Annotated in this window: 16 protein-coding genes; 12 read left to right on the forward strand and 4 right to left on the reverse strand. The window is 49.9% G+C overall.

The genetic code is table 11. The features are described 5' to 3' along the window. Window positions 1-161: 161 nt before the first annotated feature. A complete protein-coding gene (locus ACKWCC_RS04340; protein ID WP_413994682.1) occupies window positions 162-641 on the forward strand; it encodes a c-type cytochrome in 480 nt (159 codons plus the stop codon). A gap of 259 nt (window positions 642-900) precedes the next feature. Here the strand turns inward: ACKWCC_RS04340 and ACKWCC_RS04345 are convergent, their stop codons facing one another. After that, window positions 901-1,677, reverse strand: a complete 777-nt coding sequence (locus ACKWCC_RS04345) for a hypothetical protein (protein WP_413994683.1) — start codon at window positions 1,675-1,677, stop codon at window positions 901-903. A 166-nt stretch (window positions 1,678-1,843) separates the two neighbouring features. Here ACKWCC_RS04345 and ACKWCC_RS04350 point away from each other — a divergent pair, with 166 nt between their 5' ends. The 4 genes from ACKWCC_RS04350 to rpmA all read left to right on the forward strand — a co-directional run bounded on the left by ACKWCC_RS04350 (window position 1,844) and on the right by rpmA (window position 3,670). Then, window positions 1,844-2,065, forward strand: coding sequence for a hypothetical protein (locus ACKWCC_RS04350; protein ID WP_413994684.1), 222 nt, complete (start codon window positions 1,844-1,846; stop codon window positions 2,063-2,065). 78 nt (window positions 2,066-2,143) lie between these two features. Further along, window positions 2,144-2,599: a DUF4199 domain-containing protein gene (locus tag ACKWCC_RS04355; RefSeq protein ID WP_413994685.1), complete on the forward strand. Its 456-nt coding sequence runs from the start codon at window positions 2,144-2,146 to the stop codon at window positions 2,597-2,599. Between the two features lie 86 nt (window positions 2,600-2,685). Next, window positions 2,686-3,348, forward strand: coding sequence for a 50S ribosomal protein L21 (rplU, locus tag ACKWCC_RS04360; protein ID WP_413994686.1), 663 nt, complete (start codon window positions 2,686-2,688; stop codon window positions 3,346-3,348). Window positions 3,349-3,409: 61 nt separating this feature from the next. Then, window positions 3,410-3,670 (forward strand): 50S ribosomal protein L27, encoded by a 261-nt coding sequence (gene rpmA, locus ACKWCC_RS04365; protein ID WP_413994687.1) that lies wholly within the window; start codon window positions 3,410-3,412, stop codon window positions 3,668-3,670. A gap of 291 nt (window positions 3,671-3,961) precedes the next feature. Here the strand turns inward: rpmA and ACKWCC_RS04370 are convergent, their stop codons facing one another. Further along, the gene (locus tag ACKWCC_RS04370; RefSeq protein ID WP_413994688.1) at window positions 3,962-4,483 is read right to left on the reverse strand and encodes a 5' nucleotidase, NT5C type; all 522 of its coding nucleotides are present in this window, start codon (window positions 4,481-4,483) and stop codon (window positions 3,962-3,964) included. A 117-nt stretch (window positions 4,484-4,600) separates the two neighbouring features. Between ACKWCC_RS04370 and ACKWCC_RS04375 the strand changes: the two genes are divergently transcribed. Beyond that, on the forward strand, window positions 4,601-5,182 hold the full coding sequence (locus tag ACKWCC_RS04375; protein ID WP_413994689.1) for a DUF3332 domain-containing protein: 582 nt from the start codon (window positions 4,601-4,603) through the stop codon (window positions 5,180-5,182). A gap of 103 nt (window positions 5,183-5,285) precedes the next feature. Further along, window positions 5,286-5,618, forward strand: a complete 333-nt coding sequence (locus ACKWCC_RS04380; protein WP_413994690.1) for a CCC motif membrane protein — start codon at window positions 5,286-5,288, stop codon at window positions 5,616-5,618. 63 nt (window positions 5,619-5,681) lie between these two features. On the opposite strand, the gene ACKWCC_RS04385 is transcribed toward ACKWCC_RS04380, so the two are convergent. Together ACKWCC_RS04385 and ahcY are read right to left on the reverse strand one after the other, a co-directional pair. Further along, window positions 5,682-6,785 carry an SDR family oxidoreductase gene (locus ACKWCC_RS04385; protein WP_413994691.1) on the reverse strand — a complete coding sequence of 368 codons (1,104 nt, stop codon included), beginning with the start codon at window positions 6,783-6,785 and terminating at the stop codon, window positions 5,682-5,684. A 119-nt stretch (window positions 6,786-6,904) separates the two neighbouring features. Then, entirely contained in the window at window positions 6,905-8,221 is a 1,317-nt protein-coding gene (ahcY, locus tag ACKWCC_RS04390) for an adenosylhomocysteinase (RefSeq protein ID WP_413994692.1), read from the reverse strand. A gap of 80 nt (window positions 8,222-8,301) precedes the next feature. Here ahcY and ACKWCC_RS04395 point away from each other — a divergent pair, with 80 nt between their 5' ends. The 5 genes from ACKWCC_RS04395 (at window position 8,302) to ACKWCC_RS04415 (ending at window position 13,213) form a co-directional block, all read left to right on the forward strand. After that, window positions 8,302-8,946, forward strand: a complete 645-nt coding sequence (locus ACKWCC_RS04395; protein WP_413994693.1) for a 4'-phosphopantetheinyl transferase family protein — start codon at window positions 8,302-8,304, stop codon at window positions 8,944-8,946. A gap of 147 nt (window positions 8,947-9,093) precedes the next feature. Beyond that, window positions 9,094-10,143 carry a glycoside hydrolase family protein gene (locus ACKWCC_RS04400; protein WP_413994694.1) on the forward strand — a complete coding sequence of 350 codons (1,050 nt, stop codon included), beginning with the start codon at window positions 9,094-9,096 and terminating at the stop codon, window positions 10,141-10,143. 136 nt (window positions 10,144-10,279) lie between these two features. Then, entirely contained in the window at window positions 10,280-10,540 is a 261-nt protein-coding gene (locus ACKWCC_RS04405; RefSeq protein WP_413994695.1) for a thiamine-binding protein, read from the forward strand. After that, the gene (gene pnuC, locus ACKWCC_RS04410; protein WP_413994696.1) at window positions 10,524-11,162 is read left to right on the forward strand and encodes a nicotinamide riboside transporter PnuC; all 639 of its coding nucleotides are present in this window, start codon (window positions 10,524-10,526) and stop codon (window positions 11,160-11,162) included. The genes ACKWCC_RS04405 and pnuC overlap by 17 nt, the downstream gene beginning before the upstream one ends. Then, the gene (locus ACKWCC_RS04415) at window positions 11,117-13,213 is read left to right on the forward strand and encodes a DUF4301 family protein (protein WP_413994697.1); all 2,097 of its coding nucleotides are present in this window, start codon (window positions 11,117-11,119) and stop codon (window positions 13,211-13,213) included. Before pnuC ends, ACKWCC_RS04415 begins: the two co-directional genes overlap by 46 nt. The last annotated feature ends 246 nt before the right edge of the window (window positions 13,214-13,459 follow it).

The raw sequence follows: 13,459 nt of genomic DNA on the forward strand, positions 1-13,459 counted from the left end.
TGGGAAGCGGCAGGCCTTTATCCCTTCCCGCTGGCGCGCTTGCCTTTATGCGTTGCATTGGAGCACCAAATTGAACTTTTTTGGCAAGCCCTCCCAATAAAAATCCGTAACTTGCCGTTTCATTTAAATTGATTGAAAACCATTAAAACCCAAAGCAAAAAATGAAGAAATTGTTAATGATGATCGCCGTGGGATCCCTAATGATGGGCTGCGGTGAAAAGAAAGAGGAAAAAAAGGGTGGTTTTGAAATGAACCGCACCAAGAAAGAGGTGAAAGCCACCAATGCTTCCGGGGAGGTTCCCGTGGACATGGACAACAAGGGCGTGGGCCCATTCACCGACGTGAGCTTTGCGGACGACATTGATCAGGAAATGGCCGCTGCCGGAAAGGCAAAGTACGACATGCTCTGTACCGCCTGCCATATGCCCGAAAAACGCATGATCGGCCCGGCACTGAAAGGGGTGTACGAGCGTAGAAGCCCGGAGTGGGTCATGAACATGATCATAAACCCTGACGGCATGCTCAAGGAAGATCCCATTGCCAAGGCCTTGCTCAAGGAGTACAACAATGCCATCATGCTGAACCAGAACCTTTCTGAGGAAGACACCAGGAACATTGCCGAATACTTGCGCACCTTGTAAACCGCACGGCAGTTTTGCACCAAAACAAAAAACCCTTTCCATAAAGATGAAAGGGTTTTTTGTTTCCTGTACGGAAAACAACGGGCCCAAGGGCGGTCTTATACCAGTTCTCGTTTGAAATGCAGCCATAGAAATGGAATTATTTTTTTGGCCTGCGAAAAAGAAAAATCAGGCATGGCCGAGCTACGGCTTATTTTTATTTTGAAGTAGGGCGTAAAAAGAAACCATTTATCGGCTTATTTTCAATTGGGAAATGGTATTACTCAAAGTCGGCATCGGTCACGCCTTCGTTCACCAATATTTCGCCCACATTGAACTCCACATTTTGGCCGGCCGTGCTCTGCACGAACAACATGGGGAAATAAATGCCCGCCACTTCGTCGTAATTGTAGTACGCCAGTACCTGTGTCATTTGCTGCCCCTGGATTTCGGCTTTGTTCACTTCACGTAACTTCAATCCGGTTTCCACATCGTAATAATTGGTTTTGTTTTCCGTGATTTTCAGGGCATAGGCCTTCTTTTCGCCGAAAGACTCCACTCCCAAGAGCGTTATGCCCTCTTTTTTTAGGTAGTACATTTCCGGGAAGGGCACGGCCTCTTCCTTGATGCGCGCAATCTCTTCTGGGCCAAGTTGCCTTTCCTGGCCCTGCACCAATACATAGCCCTCGTTTCCGTTAAGTACCTGCCGGCTCATGACGTTGCCCATCATCGTGATGTCCTGCATGAACTGGTCTTGTGCCGTTTTTTTCAGCCACAGCTCCAAGACACTGCCCTGCACATTGGCAGTGGCCAACATGGCAATGCTCTTTACGGCGGCCAACTTGTCCTTACCGCCAATGGCGGCCAGATAGTTTTCCAGTACCCGGGCGGCAGAGATGTCCAAGTCCTCCGGGGAAACAGTTTCCGTTGGCGGCATCCCGCTGTTGGGGGCCGGAGCCTCCGGCAGTGTGGTTTGGGGCTGCTGCGCACATAGGAGTGCGGACGCGAACAGCAATACGGGCAAATAAATTCGCTTTTGCATCATTGGGTACATCATAAATCCTTTAATTTAAAAATTCGGTCTTTCTACGGCCGGTCCTGGGACCGGAAATGTCGGCAAAAAGAAAGGAATCACGAAATAATGGGAGCAAAAAAACCTTCCGGGAGGTTCCTGTGCAACACGGACCTTTCATTTTAACATCACAAAAACCAAGGTACCAAAAATGATACCAGAGGAAGAACATTGCCCAAAAAGTGCGGTTCTGGGGCGTTTTTTACATCAAAATGGAGGGAATGCCCTTTTTTTTGGGCGCGTTGTGCCGATTTTAACAGCGCGCAATATGAAGCAATGGTTATTTGTTGTACCTTTTAGAGAAATCGTTCAACAAAAAAAAGAACCATTGTTTTTTCAGCTCAAGATGCAGTGGGCCATGCACTGGGCATAGCCTGTAAAACAGACCCACCATTTGCTCGGTCCGGAAGCAAGTTTTAAAATATAGTGTAACCTTTAAACCCCATGCAACATGAAAAATTACGCACTTCCCATCCGCTTTGGCATTGCCACCAGCGGCTCTTTGATAGCTTATTTCTTGGTGCTTTCCCTCATAGGCTGGCACACCAATGTGTTCTTTAGCCTCTTCAACGGGGTGATCACCGGTTTTGGCATCTATGAGGCCATAAAATACTATAAGTTGAAGAAGGGCCCCCACTTCAACTACGGAACCGGATTTATGGCCGGTCTGGTCACCGGAGGCGTGGCCACGATCATCTTTACCATATTTTTTGCCCTGTACAGTACAGAGTTGGCCCCAACTTTCCTAGCGGAACTTTCCAGCCAGTGGGCAGGTGAGTTCATGAGCTTTAAGGCCATTGTGTTCCTGATCGTGGCCATTATGGGCTTTACCACCACCTTGGTGCTCACGTTGTCTTTCATGCAATTGTTCAAATCGTCCCTTAACCCGGTTAAAAAAGGACTTTAAACCCTTGTGCATTGCAGATTATGAAGTATATTTGCAGCCGTCTTTGGAAAAAATCCAGGGCAGAACCTAATTATTAATCGAGCAGTATGTACGCAATTGTAGAGATGGCAGGGCAGCAGTTTAAAGTTGCAAAAGACCAAAAAGTGTACGTTCACCGTTTGCAGACAGAAGAAGGTCAGAAGGTCACTTTTGACTATGTTCTGTTGTTGGATGACGGCACGAACGTTACCATTGGCGCCCCGGCCATAGACGGAGCCGCAGTAGAGGCCAAAGTCATTAAGCACCTGAGGGGCGACAAAGTCATTGTCTTTCACAAAAAAAGGAGAAAGGGCTACAAAAAGAAAAACGGGCACAGGCAGTCCCTAACGGAAATTGTTGTGGAGAGCATTGTGGCCAAAGGGGCCAAAAAGGCCGCTCCGGCCAAGGCAAAGAAAGCTGAGGCACCCAAGAAAGAAGAAGCCCCCAAAGTGGCGGCTCCCGCCAAGAAAGCGGCGGCAAAGCCAAAAGCGGACGACCTGAAGAAAATTGAGGGCATTGGGCCAAAAATTGCCAAGACCCTTACGGATGCCGGCATTGCCACATTTGAAGCTTTGGCAAAGACCACGCCCGAGAAAATCTCCGAAATCATTGCCGAGGTTCGTGGAAACCACGTGACCGATACTTGGCCCAAGCAAGCCCAAATGGCCGCAGACGGCAAGTGGGACGAGCTCAAGAAATGGCAAGACGAGCTGGACGGCGGAAAGGCTTAAATAAAAACAGTAATTTTGTGATGCCCCCAACGTTGGGGCCTCATCCATAAAACCGAATAAAATGGCACATAAAAAAGGTGTAGGTAGTTCTAAAAACGGAAGGGAATCAGAATCGAAACGCCTGGGCGTAAAGATTTTTGGTGGCCAGCCCGCCATTGCCGGAAACATCATTGTTAGGCAACGCGGCACGCGCCACAATCCCGGTGAAAATGTATATGCCGGAAAAGACCACACGCTTCACGCAAGAGTGGACGGAATGGTGAAATTCGAGAAAAAAGCCGGCGGAAAATCCTATGTTTCCATTGAGCCTTTTGAAGCTTAAATGACCTAAAATCATAACAAAAGCCCCGACTCCTTGGAGACGGGGCTTTTTTTGTGCCCTTGTTTTTCTTTTGATTCTACCACCAATGTTGTGGAAACGAAAATGGCATTGGCCAGCGGTGGGACCATAATGTAGGACGCAAGACAAAAACAAGGTCCAATGACAAACACCCGTAAAGCAGGTCTCCAAAATTCAGGGAACTACAACTACAACATCCTACGTCTTCTGGTCTTACCCCAAATTGTGCGCCAAGCCTTTTTACCCATAAAAATAAGGGCAAAACCTATCTTTTTAGAGGAGCAGCTGGCGCACCTCCAACCAATCCCTGGCCCGCTCAAAGCCATTGGTGTGCGCGTTGTGCGGGGACGAGAACAAAATGCCCCTGCCGTTGAAATGCTTTAGGTTGTAGCTACGATCGTCTATGAGCACATCTCCCTTTAGAATGTGCTTGTGCCCGCACAGGATGCGGTTCTGCCAAGGGATAAAAGGGAGGTGCCGATCCAGCCACTCACTTTTCTCCTCCAGGGAATTGGGAAACTGCATTGCCGCAGAGGCAATATACACCTCGTGCACCCCGGCAAGTTCTTTGATGACCTCCTGGCTATGGGGCAGCGGATTGAGGTCTTTGAAAAAGCCCCTTCGCCGGGCGTGGTTTCGCACGGTGTCCCGATGCGCTTCCGGCACCATGTGCCATACTTCCTTGCCCAAGCACTGAACGGGGTCCAGGCTGGCCCGGTGTTCCCGGTTGTATATCTCAATATGCGCCCCATAGGTGTCTGCAATAACCTCGTCCATGTCTATAAACACTACCATAGCTATAATTTAATGAATGGAATCACATCCATTTCGTTTGCGCCAAAAAAGTACTGGAAAAAGAACAAGCAACAAGGATAAAGATGCTAATTTTTCCAAAAATTTAAATCAGATAGTATGAAGAAATCAGTCATTTGTATTGCGCTCTCCAGTAGTTTGTTGTTCTCCAGTTGCTTGGGCAGTTTCAATGCTTTCAACAATCTAAAGGATTGGAACCAAGAGGTATCCGACAGTAAGTTTGTGAACAACCTTATCTTTTGGGGGCTCAACATTGTTCCCGTTTACGGGCTGTTTTTTCTGGGGGATGCCATTATTTTCAATGTCATTGAATTCTGGGGCGGCAGTAACCCCATTGCCATGGCACCAGGTGAGCGTGAAGTGCAATTGGTGGAGCACGAGGGGAATACCATAAGAATGGAAGCCACCAAGAACCGCATGTATTTGGAAGTGGTTCAGGGCCCCAAGAAGGGGTCATCCTTAGATATGATGTACTGGCCCGAATCCCAAAGTTGGAACGCAGTGAAGGATAACGGGGACGTGATAAAACTGTCCTCTTTTGAGCAAGGAATGTTTTTGGTTCATCTGCCCAACGGTGAGGTTGTGGAGATAGACCCGCTGTTGTCCAGGCAAGAGGGGTTGGCCCAATTACGGCAGGATGCCCAAGACCGTTATCTTTATGGAATGGTGGCATCGCAATGAGGTAGCCTTTGAACCAAGACTGCCTTAGGACACAAAACAATGAGTGCGGCACAATTTGGGGTCTGTAACTGGTTTTTTCAGTATCTTACAGGAAAATCCAGTCATGACCACCAAACAATTGCCCAACAGCACCACCATTTACCTCTTGTCCCTTTTGGGACTGTTTTTGTTTTGCTTTGCGGGTGTGGGCCTTGTCCCTTCCGTTATCGCCTTTATTATGGCTAAAAAATCTGAAAGGCTGTATGCCGCCGCTCCCCATGAATATAGCCATGGGGGCAAGGTGAAAAAAGGCAAGGTTTTGGCCATTGTGGGCATTGTGCTCAACTTGATCATTGTGGGGGTGGCCATCTGGACGCTGATGACCATAGGTTGGGACGCCTGGTCCGATGAGTTCGTTAGAAAATGGAACGCCGGTCTGGAAAGCGGAACCCGTTGATTAAAAAAAATCGGCCTTACAACGTTTAGCACCCAGACGTTCCCATACCGCCCAACGCAACACTTACCAAGGTTGGTTTTTAAAGCCTGAAACTTTAGCGAACTGTATGGTGCCCTGCAAGTAGGTCTCCAGGTCGTAGGCCGGTATGGGCAGAATGGCCTCCAGCAGTGTGGTGTCCCAATGACAGGGCTTCCCGGTGAGGTAAGGGGTTAGGTGCAGCCCTATGGTACTGTAATAGAACCTCTCCAATTTGTTTTCAAAGCCATTGGCCCTGTTCAAAGGCGTTGCGGTAAAGCTGAAGTTATCAAAGTTCACCGCTTCCAAGATTTTTTCAATGCCCTGCTGTACATTGGTGGCGGTATGGTGCACAATGTTCAACTGGTCAATGTCCCGATCAAATACCCGGCAAATGACCATGGCGGCATAATCCGTGGGAATAATGTTGAGTCCACTTTGTGGGGCCGCCGTTATGCGCACTGCGCCAGCGTTGCCGTTTCTATGGAAAAATTTGGCAAAGAGGTAAAAGACCATGTACTTGGAGATAAAAAAACAGGGCGTTCCCAATATGTTGCCACCGAGCACACTGGGTCTCAGGATCTGCACGGGCAGTTGCGTGTCCCGTCCCCACGCCGCCACATACTTTTCAGCGGCAAATTTAGAGGCTTCGTAGTGGTTTCTGTAGGTATCGGGGGCAGTCTTCAAATAGTCGTTTTGCAGCACACCGCCCACATCCCCGGCAGAGAACGCGGTACTGATGTAGATGAACTTGCCCATATGGTCTCGGTAGGCATTTAAAATATCCTTGGTAAAGTCCAGATTCTCCTTGAATATTTCATCTTTGGCCTCTTGGGCCGTGGAAAGGTTCACCAAACCTGCCGAATGGATAAAGTGAGACAACCGCCGGCCCTTTAGAAAGGAAGCGGGGTCCAGGAGCTGTTGGGCATTTACCACGGTGATCTTGGCCATCATCTGATCCCACTGTTCTTTGATATGGGCAGGGGCAAACGGACTTTGCAGCATGTTCTTTATGCGTTGCAAAGGTGCCGTGCCTTTCTTGGGGCGCACTGGCAAATAGATGTGGTCTATTTCCGTATGCCGCTCCTGCAGCAGGCTGAACAAGACTTGGGAACCCAGCGTTCCCGTGGCCCCGGTTAAAAGAATACGCATAAAAATCGATTTTAAAAGGGCTGGCAAAAGCCATAAAAAAGCCCTTTACACTAAGGTAAGGGCCTGTTTTTTTTTTGAAGGGTGGCCTCCAGGGAGCTCCGCAAGGGGCGCCCCTAAACCTAGTACCTGTAATAATCCGGTTTAAACGGCCCCTGTACGGTCACGCCAATATATTCCGCTTGGTCCTGCTTCAGCTCGGTAAGCTCCGCCCCCAGACGGCTCAAATGCAACTTGGCCACTTTTTCATCCAGGTGCTTGGGCAGCATGTACACCTTGTTCTCATAGTTGGCCCCGTTTTTCCACAGCTCTATCTGGGCCAGGGTCTGGTTGGTAAAGGAGTTGCTCATGACAAAGCTCGGGTGGCCCGTGGCACAGCCCAGGTTCACCAAACGGCCTTCCGCCAGGATAATGATGTCCTTGCCGTTCACCGTGTACTTGTCCACTTGCGGCTTAATTTCGTCCTTGGTGTGGCCGTGGTTTTTGTTCAGCCAGGCCATGTCTATCTCATTGTCAAAATGGCCAATGTTGCAGACAATGGCCTTGTCCTTCAATGCCTCAAAATGTTCGGCACGTATAATGTCCTTGTTCCCGGTGGTGGTGATCACAATGTCTGCCCTGCCGATCACATTCTCCAGTTTCTTCACCTCAAAACCGTCCATACAGGCCTGTAGGGCGCAGATGGGGTCAATTTCCGTGACGGTAACGATAGATCCCGCGCCGCGGAAAGAGGCTGCGGTGCCCTTGCCCACATCGCCATAACCACAGACCACCACTTTTTTTCCGGCGAGCATGGTGTCCGTGGCCCTGCGTATGGCATCCACCGCACTTTCCTTGCAGCCGTACTTATTGTCGAACTTGGATTTGGTCACCGAATCGTTCACATTGATCGCGGGCATGGGCAGGGTGCCCTTCTTTACCCTTTCGTACAAGCGGTGCACCCCGGTGGTGGTTTCCTCGGAGAGGCCCTTGATGTCCTTGGCCAGTTCCGGATAGCGGTCCAGTACCATGTTGGTCAGGTCGCCCCCGTCATCCAAGATCATGTTCAGCGGTTTGCGCTCTTCGCCAAAGAAAAGGGTTTGCTCAATGCACCAATCAAACTCCTCCTCGTTCATGCCCTTCCAGGCGTACACGGGGATGCCGGCATCTGCCATGGCGGCGGCGGCTTGGTCCTGGGTGGAGAAGATGTTGCAGGAACTCCAGGTAACCTCTGCCCCCAGGGCCACCAAGGTCTCTATGAGCACTGCGGTCTGTATGGTCATGTGCAGGCATCCGGCAATGCGGGCACCCTTCAATGGCTGCTCTTCCTTGTATTCCTCACGCAGGGCCATAAGCCCTGGCATCTCGGCTTCGGCAAGGTCAATCTCTTTTCTTCCCCAGGCGGCCAGGCCAATGTCCTTTACTTTATAGGGGATATAGGGTAGGGTATTGGTGCTCATTTCCATTTATTTTTGGTTAACTTTCAATTTTCAATGCACTTTTTTCTGCGACGCAAAGATACACAATACCCCAAGAAACCATGCCCCTATACAAAACCATTGCTGTGGATGCCCATACCGAAATTGCCATCTGGGAGGTGCTGGAGCCCGAAACCCAGCTCCAGGAGGGCATTGAACTCTCCCCTCCGTGCCAGCAGCGTTTCAATGGAATGAAGTCAGAAATGCACCGCCGCGCCTTTTTGAGCATACGGCACCTTATGGCGCGCTATGGCCTGGTGGACCGCGATCTGCGGTATGATGCCTACGGGAAGCCCCACCTACGGAACGGGAAGCGCATTTCCATTACACATTCGCACCAGTTCACCGCCATCATGATCGGCAGCCAGAGGGATGTGGGCATAGACATTGAGAAACAACGGGACAAGATCCTGCGCATTGCCCATAAATTTACCCCCGTGCATGAATACCGTACCATGGCCAATACGGCGGCCTTGGTGCGCAAGCTCACCATTGTCTGGGGGGCCAAGGAAGCCCTCTACAAAATTTATGGAAAGAGAAAGCTCAGTTTCCTAAAGCATATTGATGTGTCCGATTTTATGTTTGATGACGGTGGCACCCGAGCCACCATTTCCATAGGGGGCCAAGTGCGTTCCTATGAGGTGCACTTTTTGGAGTTTGAAGGTTTTACCTGTGTGTATGCCTATGGGGACAATGAACGGAACTAGATGGGAAGCCATTGCTCTTGGAAGCCCTTTGGTCATAACCAAAGAGGTATTCCAGTTTTTATATCATATCCACCAGTACCAACTTTTCTATTTTGCCATCGGTTCCGAACAGAGTGGAACAAAAGGCAATGAGACTTTAACAAGTATATGAAACAGCATCTCTTTTCTGCGTTGATGTTTTTTGGAACTCTTACCATGCTCGGTCAAGAAAAAGCGGAGGACTTGAGGTTTGACAACCGTTTGGAGCCCATAACCAAAGACCATATTTTTTACGATTCAGATTTCTTTCATTGGGGAGGATCCATCATTAGGGATGCAGATGGCACCTACCACCTGTTCTATTCCAGATGGCGAATGGATTTTTCCGCATGGCTCACCCATTCCGAGATTGCCCGTGCTGTTTCCGATGATCCAAGCGGGCCGTGGGAATACCAAGAGACCGTGCTAAAGGGAAGGGGAGCCGGTCATTGGGACGCCATTACCGCCCACAACCCAAAAATCAAGTTTTTTAATGGCACTTACTATTTGTACTATATTTCCACGAACCCGGGCCATTTAAATTTTACCGAAGAAGATTTGGAGGCCACACAGGGAAAGTCCTTAGAGGAAAGCCCCCTGCGCAAACTGCTACGGGAAAATCAGCGAAGCGGGGTTGCCATTTCCAAAAGCTTGAACGGGCCGTGGCATCGACTGGAAAAACCCATTGTGGAACCCTCTGGCCCCATTGAAACGCTTGCGGTGAATCCTGCGATCGCCCAAGGAAGCGACAATCGGTTTTATCTGATCGTTAAAGGCGACAAACCGCAGGTTGAAGGGTTTGTAAGGAATCAGGCCATAGCCATTTCGGGTGCCCCCGAGGGGCCATTTGCCGTGCAGCCCCGAGCCGTAATGGATAAAAGGGATACCGAAGATATGTCCCTTTGGTTCGATGAACAAAGAAATCGGTTTTACGCCATATATCACGCCCACGAGTTCATTGGACTGCTAACTTCCAAAAGGGGTGTGGTCTGGAAGAATGCCGAGCATGCGGTAGTGCTAAACAACACAATTATGATGAAGGACGGATCTATTTTAAGCCCAGATCGTATGGAACGACCCTTTGTCTATTTGGAAGACGGGCAGCCCAAAACCTTGTGCTTGGCCGTGAAGAGCGGAAACAGCGCATTCACCGTTTTTTTGCCCATAAAACAGAAATGATGGACGATGGTTGATGCTTAACGAAAATGGGAGTGCCCCCAAGACCAGACAATGCGCTCATTTTGAACTACCCTTTTTTTACCCCGCCCACTTTGCCTTACCTTTACGGCATCAATCTTCCAAAACCGTCACTTTTATGGACATTTCCGTGGAACTCACCTTTTCGCCCCTGCAAGATGATTATGAGCGGCATATCATCAACTTCATTAAAAAATTGCGCGCTTCGGGTGTCTCCATAAAGGAAAATGCGCTGAGCACCCAGGTGTTTGGTGACTATGATGCCGTGATGGAGGTCTTGAACCAAGAGATCAAGACGGCCTTTGAACTGATGGATAGAGGACTGCTCTATATGAAGCTCGTTAAATCTGACCGCAGCGGCTATGAGCCCCATTTTTGACTTTTTTCTGGATGCCTACCGGGGAAAGGAAACCTACATCATTTTTCTGGAGGCCATAGTCTTTGTTTTTGGCATAGCCAGTGTCTGGTACGCGAAAAAGGAACATATCTGGGTGTATCCCACCGGGTTGTTGGCCACCGCCATTACCGTGTACCTCTTTTACCGGGACGGACTTTTGGGAGATATGCTAATGAATTTCTATTGGTCTGGCATGAGCATCTACGGCTGGTACAACTGGAGCCGTACCAAGGACAACAAAAAAGTGGTGCGCATTTCCCGTACCACGACCAGGGAAAAGGCCATTGGGGTGGCCCTGTTCCTGGCCACCATGTTGGTAAACTATGGGGTGTACCGTTTTTTTGGAAAGGAAATCCTTACCAGCAACTATGTGGACATCTTTACCTCTGGTATCTTTTTTACCGGGATGTGGTACATGGCACTCAAAAAATTGGAGAACTGGACCCTTTGGATCATTGCAGACATCATTACGGTTCCTTTGTACGCCTCTAGGGGCTGGGGCATGCTATCTTTGCAATACCTAATTTTTACGATATTGGCCCTACAAGGCTATCTGGCATGGAAGAAAAGTTTGGACAACAGCCCGCAAACCTCGTCAAAGTAGTGCTCTTTGGTCCGGAATCCACCGGAAAGACCACCCTTTCCCAACAACTGGCCCAGCATTACGCCACCGCTTGGGTGCCCGAATATGCGCGGGAATATCTGCAGGACAAATGGAACCGGGAGCAAAAAACCTGTGAGCCCAAGGACCTACTCCCCATTGCCGAAGGGCAAATGCGACTGGAAAACCGTTTGGCCAAGACCGCCAAGAAACTTTTGGTGTGCGATACAGACCTGCTGGAGACCAAAGTGTACTCAGAAGCCTATTATTTGGGAAGTTGTGACCCCATCTTGGAAAAATATGCCCTGCAGAACCATTATGACCTCTACTTCCTTACCTATATAGATGTGCCTTGGGAGGCAGATGACCTCCGGGACAAGCCCCGGGAACGCGAGCGAATGTTCACCTATTTCAAGGATACCTTGGAGCGGTACCACCGGAATTTTGTTATCTTAAGGGGCAATAAGGAAGAACGGTTGGCCACTGCGGTGCACCACATAGATAAATTATTGAAAATGAAGAAATTCACGGAAAAAGACCAAGAGCAGTTACGGCAAAAGGGCATTGCGGCAGCCACTGTGGCCGCACAACTGAACACTTTTAAGGAAGGCATTCCCTTTGTGCAACTGGAAAAGGCCGCAGTGATCGGTGACGGTATCCAAAAATTTTCAAAGGAGGACGCACAGCAAAAGATAAACCTGTTTAAGGAGCGCGCAGAGGGCTTGTCCCTTTTAAAATTTGTCCCGGCATCCGGTGCGGCCTCAAGAATGTTCAAGGCGCTCTTTAACTTTTTGGAAGGCTTTGATCCCACAACGGAAACCTTGGAGACCTACCTTGACCGTACCGGGGACAAGGCTATGGGAGTCTTTGCCAACGGATTGCAGCAATTTCCTTTTTATGATGCCGTGATGCAACGCCTTCCGGATCACTTTGATTCCCAGGGACAAAAAGTGCACGCCTTTGTGCATGAACTCCTTTCTGAAGAAGGGCTCAACTATGGATTTTATCCCAAGGGGCTCTTGCCCTTCCATAAATATGGCGATATCGGCGCCACTCCTTTTGAAGAGCATTTGAAAGAAGCGGCACTCTACGCCAGTGCCAAGGGACACGCACAGCTGCACTTTACCATCTCGGAACAGCATGAGGCCATGTTCAGGGCAGAACATAAAAAAGTGGGAAACCGGGTGTCCAAGGCCAACAGCACGGAGTTCCATGTGTCCTATTCCTTTCAAAAACCGTCCACGGATACCGTGGCGGTGGATCTGGAGAACCAACCCTTTAGAAACGCGGACGGGTCCATGCTCTTCCGTCCCGGAGGGCATGGGGCGCTCATTGAAAACCTGAACGAACAGGATGCGGACATTATCTTCATCAAGAACATAGACAATGTGGCGGTACTGCAAGATGCCGAGGCCGTGGCCCAGAGCAAGAGACTCTTGGCGGGCGTGTTGTTGGAGGCTCAGGAAACCGCCTTTGCCCACGCCGCCCAATTGGAACGGGGCGAATGGGATGGGGCCCTATTAGATCGCGTGGCCACCTTTTTGCAGGAGGCCCTGAACGTGCGGCTGGGCACTGCCTTCACCGAAGCGGATACGGAGACCAAAGTGGCCCGGCTAAAGGAAAAGCTGCACCGGCCCATAAGGGTGTGCGGCATGGTGAGGAACGAGGGCGAGCCCGGGGGCGGGCCGTTCTGGATTCAGGGCGCCGACGGGGCCATTTCGCTACAGATCGTGGAATCTGCCCAAATAGATATGGACCGCGACGATCAGGCCGCCATTGTGGCTAAGGCCACCCACTTTAACCCGGTGGACTTGGTCTGTGGCGTGCGCGATCACAAGGGCAACAAATACGACCTCTCCCAATTTGTGGACCCCAAGCAGGGCTTTATCACAGAAAAGACCAAAGAGGGCAGGGCGCTCAAGGCCTTGGAACTCCCTGGCCTTTGGAACGGGGCCATGGCCCATTGGAACACCATCTTTGTAGAGGTGCCCTTGGTGACCTTCAACCCGGTAAAAACGGTGAACGACCTCTTAAAGCCCTCACACCAGGTATAAGACAAGGGCAGCTTGTTTCGGCGGAAAAGGCCGCGGCCCTTCCCTGGGGCCATTGGTCCTCTAAGGGGCATTGTCCAAGAATGGGCCCACCTTTCCAATGGCAGTCCTTGAAATAAATGATGTGCCATCCACAACTACAGTGGTAATGGGCTGCCACGGGCCGGGCCGGGGGTTCCTTGGCCTTTTTTTCCACCAAAAAAATCCATTTTTCAAAATGTGTCGTAAATAGCATCGAAAAAAGACGTT

The sequence above is a fragment of the Maribacter aquimarinus genome, from assembly GCF_047345505.1.
Taxonomy (GTDB): Bacteria; Bacteroidota; Bacteroidia; order Flavobacteriales; family Flavobacteriaceae; genus Maribacter.